We start from the raw sequence: 18503 nt of genomic DNA on the forward strand, positions 1-18503 counted from the left end.
GGCCTCTCGCGGGCTGCCAGGAGCAACTATTTCAAGGAGATGTCGCTATGAGCCTTCCAATCAATCCTCAACGCAGTATGCGTGCCGCTGTCTGGCACGGCCGTCACGATATCCGTGTCGAAGACGTTCCGCTGCCAGTGGCGCCACCGGCCGGCTGGGTGCAGATCCGTGTGCAATGGTGCGGAATTTGTGGGTCCGATCTGCATGAGTACGTGGCCGGACCGGTGTTCATACCGGTTGACGCACCGCACCCCCTGACCGGGATCAAGGGCCAGTGCATTCTCGGTCACGAGTTTTGTGGCGAAATCGTCGAGCTCGGTGCCGGGGTCCAGGGTTTCAGCGTCGGCGAACCGGTGGCGGCCGATGCCTGCCAACATTGCGGCACTTGCTACTACTGCACCCACGGGCTGTACAACATCTGCGAGAACCTGGCCTTCACCGGACTGATGAATAATGGTGCCTTCGCCGAACTGGTCAACGTGCCGGCGAATCTGTTGTACAAGTTGCCGGCGAACTTTCCAGCAGAAGCCGGGGCACTGATCGAGCCTCTGGCGGTGGGCATGCACGCGGTGAAAAAAGCCGGGAGCCTGCTCGGTCAGAACGTTGTCGTCGTGGGTGCGGGCACCATTGGCTTGTGCACCATCATGTGCGCCAAGGCTGCCGGTGCGGCTCAGGTGATCGCTCTGGAAATGTCTGGCGCGCGCAAGGCCAAGGCCCTGGAAGTGGGGGCGAGCCATGTGCTCGATCCCAAGGAATGCGATGCCTTGGCTGAAGTGCGACGCCTGACGGGTGGGCTCGGGGCGGATGTCAGCTTCGAATGCATCGGCAACAAACACACGGCCAAGCTCGCAATCGACCTGATCCGCAAGGCCGGCAAGTGCGTACTGGTGGGGATCTTCGAGGAGCCCAGCGAGTTCAACTTTTTCGAGTTGGTGGCTACCGAAAAACAGGTGCTGGGTGCGCTGGCCTATAACGGTGAGTTCGCCGATGTGATCGCCTTTATCGCTGATGGTCGGCTGGATATCACGCCGCTGGTGACGGGGCGCATTCAGTTGGAGCAGATCGTGGGGCAGGGCTTCGAGGAACTGGTCAACAACAAGGAGCACAACGTCAAAATCATCGTGTCGCCCGCTCGAGTCTGAAGCGGCGGAATCGCACGATGGACCAGGCTGGTCGCAAGCGGACAAGGGCTACCGCGCTGAGTACCTGCGACGCTATTGCGACCAGCGCAACATCATTGAACGCAGGTTTGGCGGGTTGAAAGAGAACCGGACCCTGGATTTGAGACCCGTCAACCGGAAACCGGGTTAGAGTGTTCATCAAATGTCTGTTCATAAGGTCCCTCCACTCGATTCGCATCGTCGCGCCAAGCGTTTCCAGCGAACGAACCGGGCAAAAAAACCGTCTATCAATCGTTATTTGAAAAATGAATCGTCCGCTGTTTGTTTCACTCGATGGGCCCAAGGGAACCGGCAAAACCACGCTGTTGGAGGCCGTTACGAAAGTACTGAGGGCCGACAATAAAATGGTGATCCGGCTTTGTGAGAAAAAAAGCGATCCCTGCAGGGGTGAAACAATGGCCCTCGTCAACCAGCTCGTCAGAAATCCCGGCCGGGAGTTGGAGTGGGGGGTTTGTGAGCGCTTTGCCGATAGCCGTGCCTGGATTTCCCGGCATGTGCTGACTAAACAGCCACCGGGCAGCATCATCTTGATTGATCGCTGGTACCCGTCTGATGCGGCGTTTCGCCGGATAATCCCGTTTGCAGAAATTCTACAGTTAAACATTGAGCGAAACGTGCGAGTGCCAGACCTGCATGTCGGGGTTGTCACCGCCCCTGATATTTCATGGGCCAGGGCAGCGGCACGACAGCGCGGGCTGAGCAGTACGGTCATCCATAAGCTGGAAGAACAGGTCGCTTGTACCCACGCGTTCGAACGAGCGATTGCGGATCACGGCTGGGTTCTATGCCGTAATGAAGGAACGATCGAAGACGCAACGATGCAGGTGATTTCTGAGATCTATAGCGTCCTTGAATGTCCGGTAGATGCGGTTGAGATAGCCGAGGTTTAGAGCGTTGGCCGGATCGAAGGGGGGAATTTGTCGCCGCAGCGGTAGCGGGCTCACGGGGCAGGACCTGAGCGAGGCACCGAACGACAGGCGCCAAAGCGCCTGGTTGCCTGGCGCTTCTCCAAGTCACTCGCTGTCAAAGCGAAGCCGCCAGTAGCGATCACCGAAGACACGGATATCTACACCGTAGTGAACAGCATCCCGAGCACCACTGGCGATTACGAAACCGTCACCGCATGACGGTACTCAGTCCTGGCCGCATGGCTTGCCGTGCGTACCAGCAACAGCACCGAGCCCAGCACTGGCAGGCTTACCAGCATCAGCGCATAACGCAGTGACTCCTGGCCATAGACCGGCAGCAGCAGGTCGCTGAACAGGCCGACGACCAGCGGACCGACACCGACTCCGAGCAGGGTGCTGATGATGGTTTGCAGGGCCATGGCACTCCCGCGCCGACCCGGGGGCACGAGTTGGGTCACCAGGTTGTACGACGGCGCAACCCACCACACGGCAAAGAACGCGTACAGGGCGCACCAGAGCATGGCCGTGGGGATGGGCACATCGCCGATGCGGATCAGCACCGAGTCTGACCAGAGCAGGTAGGGTATCAGCGCACCGAGCGCCGTCAGGTGGCCCAACACCGGAATGGACAATTGCCAGTGCGGGTGACGGCGGCTCAGGCGATCACTCAGCCAACCGCTGAACAGCCCGCCGATCCCGGCCGAGATACCGCAAATGACCCCGGCCAGTAGCCCGGCGTGTTGCAACGACAAGCCGTGGGAGCGCACCAGGAAACTCGTATTCCACATGCCGACGGCGTAGGAGCTGAGTGTGGTCAGGCCGCCGGCGAGGATCAGGCAGCGATAAGCCGGAAAAGCCCAGAGCTCACGGGCTTCGGCCCTCATGCCCAGCAACGGGGAAGGCGCTTGTGCGTGGGGCGTGAGGTCCCAGCGGCCTCGTTGTGGATCGCGGACGACAAAGGCGAGCAGGGCGCTGAACAGCACGGCCGGCGCGCCAAGGGCAATGAACCCGGCGCGCCAGCCGTAGTGTTCGACCACCCAGGCGCCGATGCTCAGGCCGATGATTGAAGAAAAGGTGGGGGCGCTGGTGAAGCAACTGATCGCCAAGGAGCGCCGTTGCGGGGGATACAAATCGGCAATCACCGACAGCGAGGCCGAGGTGGTCGGCGATTCGCTGACGGCCACCAGCATGCGCGCAATGGCCAGCGCCAGGAAACTCCCCGCCAACCCGCAGGCCATGGTCGCCCCTGCCCAGAGCAGGCAAGCCATGGCCAGCAAGCGGGTGCGTGGCATGCGATCGACCAGCCGTCCCGCGGGCAATCCCATGAGGGCATACACCGCCGCGAACGCCAGGCCGGAAATCAGTCCCATGGCCGTATCGCCGACGCCGAATTCCGATTTGATCGGTTCGATCATCACCGCGAGTATCTGTCGCCCGACGAAGTTGTCGGCGAACACCACGGCCAGCAGCAACAGCAAACCGTGGCTGCGCCAACCGACCCTGGCCGGTGGCAGCGTGCTCCTCGGGTTCGCGCTCATCGCGGTGCCCAGAGATCCGGCAAGCCAGGGTCGCTCACCACAATCAGACGCTTGAGCAAGACCTTCAAGGCTTGTGCATCGGCGGCGCCGAGTTTGACCGAAAGGTCTTCCTCGACAGCCTTGGCCAGTGCCAGTTGATGCAGCGACACCTCCCGGCCCTGCGCGGTCAGGACAAAACGCAAGGCATCGGTTGTCCCCTCGATCGCCACCAGGCGCTGGTGTTCGAGGAAGCGCATGCTGGCCAGGGTGACTTCGCGGCCGGTGTACGCCACGAAGGTATTGATTTCTTCAAGGGACAGGTTGTCGCGGATACACAGAATGGACAGGATGAAAAACGCCATTTCGTCCAGCTGCTGATGACTCAGCATCTGCCGCAGGGCATTGAGCACCTGATAGTGGCCGCGACCCAACAGATAGCCGAGCAAGTCCTCGGTGTAGCTGCATTCCGGAGGCGGCGGTGTGGTGGCCAGACGCAGCTCACTGCGCGGCTTGCGGGTCGCCAGGGCATATTGGCCGCTCTGGAACGCCAGTGGCGCGCGGTCGCTGTGATCGAACGCAAGCACTTCGCCGACAAAAATCACATGGTCGCCGCCTTCGTACTGGAACGCGGTGCGGCACTGGAAACGCGCTGTGCAGTCCTGCAGCAACGGCGCCTCGCTGACGCCATTGTCCAGCTGGATTTCCGAGAACTTGTCCTCGCCTTGGGTGGCGAAGCGTCCCGACAGGGTTTCCTGTTCAGTGGACAGCACGTGGACATTCCAGTGCTTGCCGCTGGTGAACACCGGCAGGCTGCGGGCCTGCTTGGACAGGCTCCAGAGCACAAGTGGCGGGTTGAGCGAAACCGAATTGAAACTGTTGGCCGTGATCCCCACGGGTGAGCCGTCTTCGGACTGGGTAGTGATGATCGTGACCCCGGTGGTAAAGGTGCCGAGTGCGGCACGAAAAGCCTGGGGATCGAAACTGACGTTTGGCGTTGCCATGACTGGCCTCATGGAGTTGGATTTTCGTAGGGCCAGTATTGGTTCCGGCACGCTATTAAACATCGTCTCAACGGACTAACAGATTCAGGCGTGCCTCGTCCGATCGGACGAGGCGGCGCGGGGGCAGGCGGGGCTAGGGTGATGGCAAGCGCATCGGGCGCTTCCCGGCCATGGGGCCAGTACCTGCAAGGGGGCACGAATGAGTTCCGTCACATCATCCGTCGAGGGGCTTGCCAGCCTGTTATCCCGGCAAAAAAACGCATTCGCCAGCGCCGGTGCTGTGAGCGCGGATACCCGCCGACGCCGACTTCAGCAAGTAATCGATCTGCTGGTGCGCCACCATGGGGCGCTGACCGAGGCGATCGACCTGGATTTCGGCGGCCGGCCTGCCGGTTTCACGCTGATGAATGACGTGGTGGGTGCCCTGGCTTCGCTCAAATATGCGCGGGACCATCTGCAAGACTGGATGCAGGATGAACCGCGTGCGCCATTCGCGCCTTACGATCAACTCGGCGCCAAGGCCTGGGTGATGCATCAACCCAAGGGCACGGTCGGCATTCTCGGGACCTGGAATGCGCCGTTGTATACCTTGTTCAGTCCCCTGGCCTCGGTACTGGCAGCGGGCAACCGGGCAATCCTCAGGCCGTCGGACGTGGTACCGCGCACCGCCGAGCTTGTGGCGCAGTTGTTCGCCGAACACATCGACCCGCTGGAGATCGCTGTGGTCACCGGTGACGTCGAACTGGCCGAAGCCTTCAGCGCCCAGCCGTTCGATCACCTGGTGTACACCGGCAGTACCGCGACCGGGCGGCTGGTCATGCGCAACGCTGCGCTGAACCTGGTGCCGGTGACGCTGGAGCTGGGTGGCAAGTCGCCGGTCATCGTGACCGCCAGCGCCGACCTGAAAAAAGCCGCTTTCAGCATCGCCGTGGGCAAGGCCTGCAATGGCGGGCAGATCTGTATCAATCCGGATCTGGTGTACGTACCCAGGGCGCTGCTCGAATCGTTCCTCGACGCACTGCGTGCAACCTACCGCGAACTCAACCCTTCGGTGGCTGGCAACCCGGACGTGGTGGCGGTGGTCAACCAGCGGCATCTGGATCGGGTCGAAGGCTATGTACTGGATGCCCAGGCCCGGGGCGCCCGCATCGAGAGCGTGCCTGAACCCGTGGCGGCCAATGCCGATGATCGGCGCCGTCCGTTGCGCGTGGTAGTCGACCCGGCGCCGGACAGCGTGATCATGCGCGAAGAGATTTTCGGCCCGGCCATGGTGGTACTCACCTATGACGAGCTCAACTGTGTCCTGGACGACATTAATGCGCGTCCGCGTCCGCTGGCCCTGTATTACTTCGGCGAAGACCCGCAAGAGCAGCAATACGTACTGGATCGCACCGTGTCCGGCGGGGTCACCGTCAACGACGTAATGATGCATGCGGCGATGCACGACGCGCCGTTCGGCGGCGTCGGCGCTTCGGGCATGGGCCATTACCATGGCCACGAAGGATTCCTCGAATTCAGCCACCAGCGCACCGTGTTCAAGGCGCCGGCCCATGACCCGCGTCGCGAATGGGGACTCTTGCCGCCGTACAGCGAGCACTTCCTGACGGCCATGCTGGCCAGCGTGACTGCCGACTGACCCCGTGCGGGGCGCTTCCGGCGCTGCGCACGCTGCACGAGACAAGCCATTGTTCATGTTCAAGACAATCACGATCGCTCAGCGTCTGTGGCTTTGGGCGCTGTTGGCCACCTTGTTGTTCGTGCTGGCGGTCGGTTTTGGCGCCCACGGCCTGCAACAGGCGCGCGACAGCCTGCGAGCGATCAACGAAGACAACCTGGCGACGCTGCTGATGTTTGGCGAGGTCCGGCAGCGCCTCGATGAGAGCCGGCGCCAGGTCCTGCTCGCCATCCAGCAAGACCCCGAGGGCCCGTTGGTGGCGGCGTTCGACCGTCCCGTCGAAGCCACCCTGAGCGCAATCGAGACCAGCAACCGGACGCTTGATCTACGCTGGGCGCAGTACCGCCAGCGCACGCTGAGCAGTGAGGAACAACAGGCGGCCGACGCCTTTGCCGCGCATTACCAGGCCTGGAAGGACGAGTTGCAAATCCTTCTGGAAACGTTTCGAGCCGGCGACTTCAGATTGCCGGGCATTCTTTCATTCCTGCGCATGGCCGAGCCTGAGGGCGATGCCGCCGTGCTTGAGCTGGGCAAGTTGCAAGCGATCCAGCAGGCGGCGGCCGAGCACGCGTATGAAGCGGCGCAGCAACGCTATCGCTCGACCTTGATGGCGTATCTGGCATTGGCCCTGTTCGGTGTGTTCGCGGGCAGCCTGACCGCGTTTTCCACCCTGACCCGGCTCAAGCGTGCCTTTGCCCAGGCGGGTGCCAGTGTCCGCGCCATCGCCGCTGGCGACTTGTCCCGGACCATCGAGGTCAAGGGGCATGACGAGTTCTCGCGGATGCTGGGTGACATCGCGGCGATGCGTGACAACCTGCACAGGCTGATCTCGCAAATGCGCGTGCTGGTCAAACGTGTCAGTTCTGAGGCCAGGCACATGGCCGAGTCGGCGGAACTGGCCTCGTTGGCCACCCGGCAGCAGGCTGATGCGGTGCGCGGCATCTCCAGCGCGGTCGAACACCTGTCGGGGTCGATTGGCGAAGTGGAGAATCATGTGGGCATGTCGCGCAGCATCACCCAACACTCGGCGGCGCGTTCGGGCAAAAGCGAAGATTTTATCCGCGACATGGCCCGGGAGATGAACCGTATCAGCGATGTGATCAGCGATACCGCGGTGCATATTCGCGAACTGGAAGGTTTTTCCGGTGAAATCAGCCATGTGCTCAATGTGATTCGCAGCATTGCCGAGCAAACCAATCTGCTGGCCCTGAACGCCGCTATCGAAGCGGCGCGGGCGGGAGAGCAGGGGCGTGGGTTTGCCGTGGTCGCCGACGAAGTCAGGATGTTGGCGCAGCGTACCGCCCGCTCGATTGGCGAGATCGATCTGACGGTGCAACGCATCCAGGAAGGTACGCTGGCGGTGGTCGACGGTATGGGCCGGGTGGTGGACCGGGTGAATGACGGGGTCAGCCTGGCGCATCAAGCTGGCGACTCGGTGGCGCAGATTCGCAGTGGCACCGATGACGTGATCCGAAGTGTCGACACCATTGCCACGGTAATCACTGAACAGGTGCGGGTGACCCGGGAAATGGTCGCGCGGGTCGACAGTGTCTCGGCGGGCACCGGCGCGCTGTCGGCCGGCGCCGGGCGAAGTGCGATTGCCGCGCTGGATCTGGAACAACTGGCGCAAGAGCTGGATCAGCTGTCGTCACGCTTCAATGTGGTTTGAATGCCTGGCGGGACAGGGTTGTTCGCCGAAAGAAAAAAGCCGTTTAATCACCCCTAAAACAATAATTGACAGGGCGCGAGACCATTATGCAAAACGACGAATACCGATTCATGACTGCCCAGCCATCCACTGCTTGCGACGCTGCGCAGAGTGGCTGGCCCCGTCGGAGCGTGCTCAAGGCCGGCGCCCTGGCCGTGGGGGTCGGCCTCCTCGGGCGATTCGCCGATGCCCGCTCCGAAGGACTGTCCAACAGTGACTACCAGGGGCTGGACGCCTGGGCGATGGGCCAGGCGATCCGTAGTGGCGAGCTGCAACCGGCCGACTTGCTGGCGGCCGCGCTGGCGCGCTGCCAGGCGGTCAATGGCCGGGTCAAGGCGGTGAACATGCTGCACGAGGACTACGCCAGGGCGTTGTTGGCCCAGCGTCGCGCCGCTGGTACTGAAAAGCAGGGCCCGCTGGCCGGGGTTCCGGTACTGATCAAAGACCTCAATACCTATCTGCAAGGCACCTCGACCAGCAACGGTTGCCGTTTATTCAAGGACGCGCCGCCCGCTCCCCGGACCAGTACCCTGATCACCCGCTACGAACAGGCCGGCGCCGTGCCCTTCGGCAAGACGACTTGTCCCGAGTTCGGCCTGACCACCACCACCGAATCCAAGCTGTGGGGGCAGACGTGCAACCCATGGAACCTGGCCATGAGCGCCGGCGGATCCTCCGGTGGCGCGGCGGCCGCAGTGGCGGCCGGCATCGTGCCCGTCGCCCATGCCACCGACGGCGGCGGCTCGATCCGCATTCCCGCGTCCTATTGCGGTCTGGTGGGACTCAAGCCCAGCCGCTATCGCACCCCCAGCGGTCCGGGGCATTTCGAAGGCTGGTTCGGTGCCAGTGTCGCCAACGTCGTCTCGCGCTCGGTGCGTGACACCGCGCTGTTTCTCGACGCGGGCCAGGGCCATGAGGTCGGTAGTGCCTATTGGAGCCCACCGCTGTTGCGGCCCTATGTCGAAGAATTGCAGCGCGAACCGGGCAAGTTGCGAGTCGCCGTGGTTCGCCAGTCGCTGACCGGTGCCGCGCTGGAACCGGCGATTGCGACCACGCTGGATCAGACCATCAAGCAGTTGCTGGGGCTGGGGCATGAAGTCGAGGAACTGACGCTGAACATCGACCCTGGCCAGTTGTTCGGCGCTCACGGCGCGGTGATTGGCACAGCCTTGCGTACGGCCATTCAAGACCGTGAACAAGTGCTGGGGCGGGCTGCCACCGCGCAGGACCTGGAGCAAATCACCCTGGTCAACCTTGGGCGAGCCAAGATGACCACCGGCGAAGCCCTGTATCGCGCCCGGCAGTCGTTCGAAAGCATCGGCGCGACCATGGAGCAACCCTTCGAGCGCTTCGATGTGATCCTCTCACCGGTGACCGCCAACCTGACCCCGCAACTGGGCCTGTTGACGCTGGATCAGCCTTGGGACAGCTATGCCCATCACGCCATGGGTAGCGCCGGTTTCACCGTGTTGGCCAACGTCAGTGGGCAACCGGCCATTTCCCTGCCCCTGGGACAGAGCGACAGCGGCATGCCCGTGGGCATGATGTTCACCGCCCGCCTGGGAGGTGAAGATGGACTGTTGCGTCTGGCCCACCAGTTGGAACAAGACCGCCCCTGGGCGGCAAGGCGCGCAGTCCTCTGAGACAACGCACACCTGTTGTGGCGAGGGAGCAAGCTCCCTCGCCACAAAAAAGCGCTGTCACCCCAAGCCATCCCTCGCAGCACCAGCAAGCGCCCTACGCACACACGCCTTCCTAGTCCGCTTTGACGATGAGCACGGCCCGTGCAGCCCCGATCATGGGTTGCACTCCGCCCGCGTTCGCGCAGCGTCGATGGCGGTTATTTCTGACCTCAGCTAATGGCACAATAATAATGACGGCTCAAGTTCAGTCTCAGACCCACTACGACGTGATTGTCGTTGGTTCGGGAGCAGGTGCAATGACGTCGGCGGTGTTCCTCGCCGACCAGGGTTTCAGCGTGCTGATCGTGGAGAAAAGCGATAAGTACGGTGGCACCTCGGCGATCTCCGGCGGCGGCATCTGGATCCCCAACAACCACTATTTTGCACGCCTGAACGGCAACGACGATTACGACACGGCGTTGCGTTATCTGAAGGCCGCGGCGGGCGATCAGGTTGAGGAAATCCGCCTTCGCACCTATCTGGACAACGCACCGAAGATGATCGAAGCGCTGGCCCGTACCAGCCGGGTGCGCTACGCGGTGGCCTCCAAATACCCCGATTATTACCCGCACCTGCCGGGCGCCTTGCCGGGCGGCAGGACGCTGGATCCGGAATTCTTCGATACCAGCCTGTTGGGTGACGAACTGGTCAACCTGCGCAAACCATCGCCCTCGACGTTGCTCATGGGGTGCATCGCCTGGACCGCCCGCGATGCGCACAAGGTCATGGCGCGCAGTTTTGGCTGGCGCCTGCTCATCATGCGCCTGATGCTGCGATACAAACTGGACTTCAAATGGCGTCGTAAAAGCAAGATAGATCGGCGTGCTTCGCTGGGCAGTTCGCTGGTGGCGTCGCTGCGACGCTCGCTGATGGACCGCCATGTGCCGTTGTGGCTCAACACCGATTTTTCCGGGTTGCTCACCGAAGGCGGGCGGGTCAACGGCGTCACTGTGCGGCGTAACGGGGCCGAGATGCAATTGCACGCGCGCCATGGCGTGATCCTGGCGTCCGGTGGTTTTGAACAGAACCAGGCACTGCGTGAAAAATATCTGCCGCAACCGACCCGCATGGCCTGGAGTGCAACCCCTCCGGGGAATAACACCGGCGCGGCACTGGAGGCCGGGCTGGCGCAGGGGGCGGCCACTGCCTTGATGGATTGGGCCTGGTGGGCCCCGACCATCGCCGTACCGGGCGAGGAAAAACCCCGGGGGATCTTTGCCGAGCGCGCGTTCCCTGGCGCCATCGTGGTCAACAGCCTGGGGCAGCGCTTCGTCAACGAAGCCGCTCCCTACCTCGAATTCGTCGATGCCATGTACCGCGACAACGGACTCACCGGTGGCAAGTCGGTTCCGGCCTGGGTGATTTTCGACGGGCATTTCCGTTTCAACTATGCGATGGGACCGTTGATGCCGGCGCAGATCATGCCCGACAGCCGCTTGCGCAAGGAATGGCTGAACACCCTGTACTGGAAGGACGAGTCCCTGACCGGGCTGGCGAGGCAGATCGGTGTCGATGCCGTCGGTCTCGAAGCCACCGTGGTCAAGGTCAACGAGTACGCGCGCACGGGCAAGGACTCGGACTTCGGGCGCGGCGGCAATGTGTTCGACCGTTACTATGGCGACAGCACCATCAAGCCTAATCCGTGCCTGGCACCGTTGCGCAAGGGACCTTACTACGCCATGCGCCTGGATGCGGGAGACATTGGCACCAAGGGTGGTTTGCTGACCAACGAACATGCACAGGTGGTCCGCGAGGACGGCGCGCCTATCGACGGGCTGTACGCGATCGGCAACTGTTCGGCATCGGTGATGGGGACCAGCTATCCGGGCGCCGGGGGCACCCTGGGGCCGGCGATGACCTTCGCTTATGTGGCCGCCAACCACTTGGCCAGCCAGCGATAGGAGGGGGTATGGCGACGTTCGATGACAGCTTTTGCACCCCGATCCAGACACCCTTGCAAGTCGCCGACAGCGGTGCATTGGTGTGGGACGAGCATTGTGATGTGTTGATTATTGGCTGGGGCGCAGCCGGGGCCTGCGCGGCGCTCGAGGCACGTGCCCAGGGCGCGGATGTGTTGATTGCCGACCGCTTTACCGGTGGCGGTGCCAGCGCTAAAAGCGGCGGGGTAGTCTACGCCGGTGGCGGCACTCGGCATCAGCAGGCCGCGGGCTATAACGACACCCCCGAAGCGATGTTTGATTACCTCAAGCATGAAACCCGAAATGTGGTCAGCGACGACACCCTGCGGCGCTTCTGTGCCGACAGCGTCAGCAACCTCCAATGGCTGGAAAGTCACGGAGCGCCCTATGGTCACCGGATGCCCCCGGGAGGCAAGACCTCGTACCCGCCGGATGGCTATTTTCTCTACTACTCCGGCAACGAGCTGGTCCCGCAACACGGCGGGCCATTGCCGCCGGCACCCCGGGGGCATCGTACCGTCGGCAAGGGGCAGTGCGGAGCCGTGCTGTATGGCCACCTCAAGGCCGCGTGTTTGCGTGCCGGGGCGCGGCCGCTGCTGCAAGCGGCGGCGAAACGCCTGGTGGTCGATGCTCAAGGCTGCGTGCTCGGTGCCGAGATCTGGTGCATGCCGCCCGACAGTGCGCAAGCGCAGTTGCATGCGCGCCTGGCCGCTCGTGCCGAGCGCTTGCAGAATTTCGCCCCGGGTTACTGCAGGAAACTGCGGGAGCGGGTCGGCCAGCTCGAACGGAATTTCGCCCGGCCACGACTGGTTCGCGCCAGGAGCGGCGTCATCCTCAGTACCGGCGGGTTCATTTTCAATCGCGAGCTGATCAAGCGCCATGCGCCGAAATTCCAGCGAAATTTCAAAGTGGGTGCCACAGGTTGTGATGGCAGCGGCCTGCGGCTGGGGACCAGCGTCGGCGGTCAGGGCTCGGGGCTGGAGCGGGTCTCGGCCTGGCGTTTCATCAACCCGCCGTACAGTTGGCACAAAGGGCTGGTGGTCAATCGCGAAGGTCGGCGTTTCTGCAACGAAGAGGTCTACGGGGCGACCCTGGGGCAACCCTTGATGGAAGAGCAGGGCGGCAAGGCGTGGTTGGTGCTGGATGCGCCATTGCGCAAGAAGGCCATCCGTGAGGCCTTGTTTGGAGGCTATTGGTGGTTTCAAAGCTTTCCGGCCCTGGCCCTGATGCTGTTCAAGGTGCGCAAGGGCAAGCACCTGAGCGAGTTGGCCGCCATTACCGGCATGAACGCGACGGTGCTGCGCGAATCGGTGCTGGCCGCCAACGCTGCAGCCCGTGGCGAGGCGCCCGATCCGTTCGGCAAGTCGCCGGGTGGGCGTCAGGTGCTCAATCATGGGCCGTTTTATGCCGTCGACATTTCCGTGACTAACCCGGTCTTTCCATTGGGTGCCCTCACGCTCGGCGGGTTGCGGGTGGACGAGGACAACGGCGCGGTGCTCGACGGCAACGGGCTGGCGATACCGGGTCTGTACGCCGCCGGGCGCACCGCGCTGGGCATTCCTTCGCACCTTTATATCAGCGGTTTATCCCTGGCTGACTGCGTGTTTTCCGGACGCCGTGCCGGAGCGGCCGCCGCCCGGCTCGTGGACCAACAGCAGCAGGCCTTTGCGCGAGAGACGACATCATGACGAACAACCACAACAACACGAATGGCCGTGTACACGGCAAGGTTGCACTGGTCACCGGAGGTGCGAAGGGCATCGGGCGGGCCAGCGCTCGCCTGTTGGCGGCGCAAGGCGCCCACGTGCTGATCAGCGACCTGGATGTCGCGGCGGGTGAGGCCTTGGCCGCCGAGATCGGTCCGGCGGCGACCTTTATCCGGCATGACGCCAGCAGTGAGAGCGATTGGCGCGACGTCATGGTTCATCTGCGCGAGCACCATGGCCGGCTGGATATTCTGCTGAACAACGCCGGCATCCTCCTGCACGCCAACATCGAGGACGCGACTCTGCAGGACTGGCACAAGGTCATGCGGGTGAACGCCGACAGCGTATTCATCGGGTGTCGCGAAGGGATCGCGCTGATGAAGCAAACCGGCGGTTCGATCATCAACCTGTCATCGATCGCGGCCCTTGCCGGGCGCGACGATTACGTAGCGTACAGCGCGTCCAAGGGGGCGGTGGCGGCGTTGTCGCGTTCGGTGGCGGCGCTCTGCCGGCGCCGAAAATACCGGATTCGCTGCAATACGTTACACCCCGATGGTGTCCTCACGGACATGACCCGTGGCAGCTTCCCCCAAGGCCTCGATCCGACGCGCATGACCATCGACAGCGACCCTATGAACCGCATGTGCCTGCCCGAGGACGTAGCCGCCAGCGTGTTGTTCCTCGCCAGCGACGAATCGCGGGCGATCAATGGCGTCGAGCTGCGCATCGACAGCGGGCAGATGATCATGAGTATCTAGCGACCCGTCACGCGGTTTGTCTGCAGGCATGCAGACAGCCCGCGTGACCCTTGACGACCATCGCGAGCAGGCTCGTGCACACAGGTGGACGCGTTGGTTTTGGTGCCTGTACCTGAGCTCTGTGGGAGCGAGGGGATGCAGGGAGGGAGCGTTCAATCCCCCGTGAATCGAGCCGGGCGTTTTTCGATGAAGGCTTGCATGCCTTCCTTCTGATCGAGCGAGGCGAACAACAATGCATTGGCCTTGCGTTCCAGCGCCAGGCCCGCCTCCAGCGGCGCGTCCATGCCCGCCAGAATCACCTCCTTGATCTGTTCGGCCGCCAGGGCCGGCATTGCTGCGATGACCCGCGCCAGCTCCAGGGCGTGGCTCTGCACCTGGTCATCGTCGACCAGATCGCTGACCAATCCCGCCACCCAAGCCTCTTCGGCGCTGATCGGCTGGCCGGTGAGCGCCATGCGCATCGCCTTGACCTTGCCCACCGCGCGCACCAGCCGCTGGGTGCCACCAATGCCGGGCATGATGCCGATACGGATCTCCGGTTGGCAGAAGCGCGCGCTGCGTCCGGCAACAATCAGGTCAGCGTGCATCGCCAGTTCGCACCCCCCGCCATAGGCATAACCGCAAACGGCGGCGATCACCGGCTTCGGACAGTGCTGGATCGGTCCCCAGACCCGCTCGGTGTGACGCTTGTAGATGTCGATGGCACCGACCCCGGCCATGCTGTTGATGTCTCCTCCTGCGGCGAACACCTTGTCACCGCCCGTCAGCACAATGCATCGCACCTGGGGATCGACCGCCAGTTCACTGAAATAACGCGACAGCAGCGCCTGCAATTCCAGGCTCAAGGCGTTTGTCGCTTGCGGCCGGTTGAGCCGCAACAGCGCCACGCCCGGCAGAGGGCGTTCGAGCAGAACCGGTGCAACGGATGAATCGGACATGGGCATCCTCAAGGACCAGGCAACGTAGGAATGACCGCCAGTGTCCTGTTCGCACGGTTAAATTTTCATCGTCCGTTCAGACGTAGTTCGGCCCCGGATTCGTCCCTAGAGTGACCCTTGTCAGTAAACAAGGAGCACATGATGGAGCTGCATTCGAGTCTTGATTACAGCGGCAAGGTGGTGCTGATCACCGGTGGCACCAAAGGCATCGGCGCCGGTATTGCGCTGGGGTTTCTGGCTGCGAACGCACGGGTGATCGTCTGTGCTCGACGCGAGCCGGAACAGCTGCCGACGCTGGGCGGCAAGAGCGCAACCTTCATTGCCGCCGATGTGCGCGACCACGATTCCCTGCAACGGCTGTTTACCACCGTCGAGCGCGATTTCGGACGCCTCGATGTGGTGATCAACAACGCCGGCGGCAGCCCTGCTGCCGACGCGGCCACGGCCTCGCCCAGGTTTCATGAAAGCATCATCGGCCTGAATCTGATCGCCCCACTGAACGTCGCCCAGCACGCCAACCGGCTGATGCAGGCGCAAGTCCAGGGCGGTTGCATCGTCTTTATCGGCAGTATCAGTGCGTTGCGCCCCTCGCCAGGCACTGCTGCCTATGGCGCGGCCAAGGCCGGGGTCCTGGCGCTGGTGAATTCCCTGGCGGTGGAGTGGGGTCCCAAAGTGCGGGTGGTCACGGTCAGCCCGGGTCTGGTGCTGACTGAACAGGCGCATCTGCACTATGGCACCGAGGCCGGTATCGCTGCTGTCGCCGCCGGCATACCGGCGGCGCGCATGGCGGTTGCCGAAGACATTGCCAACGCCTGCCTGTACATCGCATCACCTCTGGCCAGTTACGCCAGCGGTTGCAATCTGTTGCTGCATGGCGGAGGTGAGCGTCCCGCCTTTCTTGGGGCCGCCGCGCAGGTTCTGCCCACCTGATCGACCCGTGGCGGTGGCCGGGTCCGGCTGCCGCCTTCAATTTGAAGGAGACGACTTTGGCTGATCCACAATTGCTATCCGATGCGCGCGCCCTGGTAGGGCGCCAATACGGCCGCGTGTATGCCTGGGATGAAGTCAACGCGCCGATGGTCCGCCAATGGTGCGAGATCATGGGCGTGGACAACCCCGTCTACACCGACCCGGCGTTTGCCCTGGGCACCCGGCATGAAGGGCTGATCGCCCCGCCGGCCATGTTGCAGGTGTGGACCATGGAAGGTTTGCACGCCAACAATTATCCGCCTGGCTCGACCGACGAGAACCCCTACGAGGTGCTCAAGATCATGGAGGCCCACGGCTACATGTCGACCGTGGCGGTCAACTCCGAACTGACCTTCAGCCGACCGGTGCGCATGGGCGAGAAGCTCTACTACACCACTCGCCTGGACTCGGTCAGCGATGAAAAAACCACGGCCCTGGGCACCGGTTTTTTCGTCACCCTGGTCATGAGTCATTTCGCTGAAAAAGCGGGCGGCGATGAGCCGGTGGGCGAACTGTTGTTCCGCGTCTTCAAGTTCCGTCCTGCCAATGCCAATGCCCAGGCGCCCGCCAGACTGGATGCCGCGCCAGCCAGGCCCAAGCGCCCGCTGCCGGGCATTAGCGATGACACGCGGTTTTTCTGGGAAGGCTGCGAGAAGGGCCAGTTGTTGATCCAGCGCTGCGCCGCGTGCCAGACGCTGCGTCATCCACCAGCACCGGTGTGCATCGAGTGCCACAGTTTCGACTGGGACACGCTGCAAGCCAGCGGCCGCGCCACTTTGTATTCGTTCGTGGTCATGCACTACCCCGAAGTTCCGCCGTTCGATTACCCCAATCCCATCGGGTTGATCGAGCTGGAGGAGGGCGTGCGCCTGATCGCCGGCCTGGTCGGTATCGAACGCGAAAACCTACAGATCGGCCAGCGCTTGCAGGTCGAATTCCAGACCTTCGACGACCAGCAGACCCTGCCTTTGTTCCGGCCGGTAGACGCCTAGGAGCCAGTCACCATGGATTTCGAATTGAGTGAAGACCAGCGCGCCATCGCGCAGATGGCCGACAGCCTGTTTGTCGACCATTGCCATGACGACTACATGCGCCAGTGGGACGTCAGCGGCGAGCCGATGATGGCGCCGCTGTGGAAGCTGTGTATCGAAACCGGGCTGCAAGCGCTGGCCATTCCCGAAGAGCACGGCGGCAGCGGCCTGGGCATGACCGAACTGATGCTGGTGTTGCAGGCCCAGGGCAAGGCCCTTGCCCAGGTACCGTTGTGGCGCCATCAGCTGGCGGCCGCGACCCTGGCCCGTTTCGCCGCTTCGGGCAGTGCGCAATGGATCGCGAAGGCCGCGTCGGGCGAGGCATTGTTGAGCCTGTCGATTGACGGTTTGAACAGCGCCTTGGGGATCGAGCTGCAAGCCACTGCGTGTGCCGCCGGCTGGTCGATCAACGGCCGGGTCGCGGCGCTGTCCCTGGGCGACCAGGCCCACGCTGCGTTGGTCGTGGTTCAGGCCAAGGGCGAACCGCGCTTGCTGTTGCTGGACCTGTCCGCGCCACAGATTCAGAAGCTTTCAGCCGTGTTGACCCACGGCGAAGCCGTGGCAGACCTGCATATCCAGGGCTTGACCGTGGAGGCCGGGGCGCTGCTGCCGGCCGAGGCCGTCGACTGGCTGGAGTTGCGCAGCGTGGCGGCGCTGGCCGCCTTGCAATTGGGCGTGAGCCAAGAGCAGGTCCGCCGCACCGTGGCCTATATCAGCGAGCGCCGACAGTTTGAGCGCGTCATCGGCAGCTTCCAGGCGGTACAGATGAGCATGGCCGACACCCACATTGCCGTCGAAGCATTGCGCACGGTGTTGTGGCAACTGGCCTACCGCATCGATGCCGGCCTGCCAGCACCTTCCGAAGCCTTGGCCACCGCCTGGATGGCCTGTGAAGCGGGGCACCGGATCGGCCACGTCACGCAGCATGTACATGGCGGGATTGGCGTCGACCTGACGTACCCGATCCACCGTTTTCTCTATTGGAGCCGTGGCCTGTGCCTTGCCCTCGGTGGTTCGGCGGCAAGCCTGGAACGCCTGGGCGACTGGCTCAACGATAACGACAAGCTGGGATGGAAATATGACCTCGAAGAACACCAAGCGCTTTGAAGACGTGCGCCCCGGCGAAGCACTGCCGGAACTGGCGGTGCCAATCACGGTGACCCTGATCAATGGCGGCGCGATTGCCACCCGCGATTACTTTCCCGGCCACCATGACGCGGACGCCGCCCGAACCCTGGGGTCGCCCCATGTGTTCATGAACATCCTGACAACCAACGGATTGGTGCAGCGGTTTATCGAGCAGTGGGCGGGCCCGCAGGCAGTCTTCACCTCGCTGAAAATCAAGCTTGGCGCGCCGAACTATCCCGGTGATTGCATGACCTTCAGCGGCAGCGTCACGCGCCTCGACGCCGATACCCGCACGGTGGAAATCACCCTCGGCGGCAAAAATTCCATGGGCAACCACGTGACCGGTACGGTCGCAGTGGTCCTGCCCTGACAGCCGGAGAGA

The 18503-nt window shown here is 63.1% G+C and carries 15 protein-coding genes; 12 read left to right on the forward strand and 3 right to left on the reverse strand.

Translation table 11 applies throughout. The features are described 5' to 3' along the window. Positions 1–77: 77 nt before the first annotated feature. Both BLV61_RS00425 and BLV61_RS00430 read left to right on the forward strand, forming a co-directional pair. Positions 78–1142: a 2,3-butanediol dehydrogenase gene (locus BLV61_RS00425; RefSeq protein WP_236693142.1), complete on the forward strand. Its 1065-nt coding sequence runs from the start codon at positions 78–80 to the stop codon at positions 1140–1142. A gap of 284 nt (positions 1143–1426) precedes the next feature. Then, positions 1427–2071 carry a dTMP kinase gene (locus BLV61_RS00430; RefSeq protein WP_047529016.1) on the forward strand — a complete coding sequence of 215 codons (645 nt, stop codon included), beginning with the start codon at positions 1427–1429 and terminating at the stop codon, positions 2069–2071. A 215-nt stretch (positions 2072–2286) separates the two neighbouring features. Here BLV61_RS00430 and BLV61_RS00435 read toward each other — a convergent pair whose 3' ends face one another. Continuing rightward, entirely contained in the window at positions 2287–3627 is a 1341-nt protein-coding gene (locus BLV61_RS00435) for a spinster family MFS transporter (RefSeq protein WP_052193523.1), read from the reverse strand. After that, positions 3624–4607 (reverse strand): flavin reductase family protein, encoded by a 984-nt coding sequence (locus BLV61_RS00440; RefSeq protein WP_047529018.1) that lies wholly within the window; start codon positions 4605–4607, stop codon positions 3624–3626. Before BLV61_RS00440 ends, BLV61_RS00435 begins: the two co-directional genes overlap by 4 nt. A 199-nt stretch (positions 4608–4806) precedes the next feature. Here BLV61_RS00440 and BLV61_RS00445 point away from each other — a divergent pair, with 199 nt between their 5' ends. The 6 genes from BLV61_RS00445 to BLV61_RS00470 all read left to right on the forward strand — a co-directional run bounded on the left by BLV61_RS00445 (position 4807) and on the right by BLV61_RS00470 (position 14055). Further along, a complete protein-coding gene (locus BLV61_RS00445) occupies positions 4807–6243 on the forward strand; it encodes a coniferyl aldehyde dehydrogenase (protein WP_047529020.1) in 1437 nt (478 codons plus the stop codon). A gap of 55 nt (positions 6244–6298) precedes the next feature. Continuing rightward, positions 6299–7951, forward strand: a complete 1653-nt coding sequence (locus BLV61_RS00450; protein ID WP_090469647.1) for a methyl-accepting chemotaxis protein — start codon at positions 6299–6301, stop codon at positions 7949–7951. A gap of 110 nt (positions 7952–8061) precedes the next feature. Further along, positions 8062–9633 carry an amidase gene (locus BLV61_RS00455; protein WP_090469650.1) on the forward strand — a complete coding sequence of 524 codons (1572 nt, stop codon included), beginning with the start codon at positions 8062–8064 and terminating at the stop codon, positions 9631–9633. A 230-nt stretch (positions 9634–9863) separates the two neighbouring features. Next, complete coding sequence (locus BLV61_RS00460) at positions 9864–11573, forward strand: FAD-binding protein (protein WP_090461746.1); 1710 nt, start codon at positions 9864–9866, stop codon at positions 11571–11573. An 8-nt stretch (positions 11574–11581) separates the two neighbouring features. After that, positions 11582–13279, forward strand: a complete 1698-nt coding sequence (locus BLV61_RS00465) for an FAD-binding protein (protein ID WP_090461748.1) — start codon at positions 11582–11584, stop codon at positions 13277–13279. Continuing rightward, positions 13276–14055 carry an SDR family oxidoreductase gene (locus tag BLV61_RS00470; protein WP_090461750.1) on the forward strand — a complete coding sequence of 260 codons (780 nt, stop codon included), beginning with the start codon at positions 13276–13278 and terminating at the stop codon, positions 14053–14055. The genes BLV61_RS00465 and BLV61_RS00470 overlap by 4 nt, the downstream gene beginning before the upstream one ends. A gap of 152 nt (positions 14056–14207) precedes the next feature. Here BLV61_RS00470 and BLV61_RS00475 read toward each other — a convergent pair whose 3' ends face one another. Beyond that, complete coding sequence (locus BLV61_RS00475; RefSeq protein ID WP_090461751.1) at positions 14208–14993, reverse strand: enoyl-CoA hydratase; 786 nt, start codon at positions 14991–14993, stop codon at positions 14208–14210. 141 nt (positions 14994–15134) lie between these two features. Between BLV61_RS00475 and BLV61_RS00480 the strand changes: the two genes are divergently transcribed. Genes BLV61_RS00480 through BLV61_RS00495 form a run of 4 tightly spaced genes read left to right on the forward strand, consistent with a single transcriptional unit; the run spans position 15135 to position 18491 of the window. After that, positions 15135–15923: an SDR family oxidoreductase gene (locus tag BLV61_RS00480; RefSeq protein ID WP_047529028.1), complete on the forward strand. Its 789-nt coding sequence runs from the start codon at positions 15135–15137 to the stop codon at positions 15921–15923. 56 nt (positions 15924–15979) lie between these two features. Beyond that, on the forward strand, positions 15980–16954 hold the full coding sequence (locus BLV61_RS00485; RefSeq protein ID WP_090461753.1) for a bifunctional MaoC family dehydratase N-terminal/OB-fold nucleic acid binding domain-containing protein: 975 nt from the start codon (positions 15980–15982) through the stop codon (positions 16952–16954). Positions 16955–16966: 12 nt separating this feature from the next. Beyond that, positions 16967–18100 carry an acyl-CoA dehydrogenase family protein gene (locus BLV61_RS00490; RefSeq protein WP_090461755.1) on the forward strand — a complete coding sequence of 378 codons (1134 nt, stop codon included), beginning with the start codon at positions 16967–16969 and terminating at the stop codon, positions 18098–18100. Further along, positions 18072–18491 (forward strand): MaoC family dehydratase, encoded by a 420-nt coding sequence (locus tag BLV61_RS00495; RefSeq protein ID WP_090461757.1) that lies wholly within the window; start codon positions 18072–18074, stop codon positions 18489–18491. Before BLV61_RS00490 ends, BLV61_RS00495 begins: the two co-directional genes overlap by 29 nt. Positions 18492–18503 lie beyond the last annotated feature (12 nt).

This window comes from Pseudomonas mohnii (assembly GCF_900105115.1).
Taxonomy (GTDB): Bacteria; Pseudomonadota; Gammaproteobacteria; order Pseudomonadales; family Pseudomonadaceae; genus Aquipseudomonas; species Aquipseudomonas mohnii.

Coding starts and splice junctions, on each gene's coding strand:
- BLV61_RS00440 (WP_047529018.1), bottom strand. CDS start 4,607: ATGGCAACGCCAAACGTCAGTTTCGATCCCCAGGCTTTTCGTGCCGCA.
- BLV61_RS00445 (WP_047529020.1), top strand. CDS start 4,807: ATGAGTTCCGTCACATCATCCGTCGAGGGGCTTGCCAGCCTGTTATCC.
- BLV61_RS00495 (WP_090461757.1), top strand. CDS start 18,072: ATGACCTCGAAGAACACCAAGCGCTTTGAAGACGTGCGCCCCGGCGAA.
- BLV61_RS00430 (WP_047529016.1), top strand. CDS start 1,427: ATGAATCGTCCGCTGTTTGTTTCACTCGATGGGCCCAAGGGAACCGGC.
- BLV61_RS00490 (WP_090461755.1), top strand. CDS start 16,967: ATGGATTTCGAATTGAGTGAAGACCAGCGCGCCATCGCGCAGATGGCC.
- BLV61_RS00450 (WP_090469647.1), top strand. CDS start 6,299: ATGTTCAAGACAATCACGATCGCTCAGCGTCTGTGGCTTTGGGCGCTG.
- BLV61_RS00455 (WP_090469650.1), top strand. CDS start 8,062: ATGACTGCCCAGCCATCCACTGCTTGCGACGCTGCGCAGAGTGGCTGG.
- BLV61_RS00475 (WP_090461751.1), bottom strand. CDS start 14,993: ATGTCCGATTCATCCGTTGCACCGGTTCTGCTCGAACGCCCTCTGCCG.
- BLV61_RS00425 (WP_236693142.1), top strand. CDS start 78: ATGCGTGCCGCTGTCTGGCACGGCCGTCACGATATCCGTGTCGAAGAC.
- BLV61_RS00460 (WP_090461746.1), top strand. CDS start 9,864: ATGACGGCTCAAGTTCAGTCTCAGACCCACTACGACGTGATTGTCGTT.
- BLV61_RS00465 (WP_090461748.1), top strand. CDS start 11,582: ATGGCGACGTTCGATGACAGCTTTTGCACCCCGATCCAGACACCCTTG.
- BLV61_RS00435 (WP_052193523.1), bottom strand. CDS start 3,627: ATGAGCGCGAACCCGAGGAGCACGCTGCCACCGGCCAGGGTCGGTTGG.
- BLV61_RS00470 (WP_090461750.1), top strand. CDS start 13,276: ATGACGAACAACCACAACAACACGAATGGCCGTGTACACGGCAAGGTT.
- BLV61_RS00480 (WP_047529028.1), top strand. CDS start 15,135: ATGGAGCTGCATTCGAGTCTTGATTACAGCGGCAAGGTGGTGCTGATC.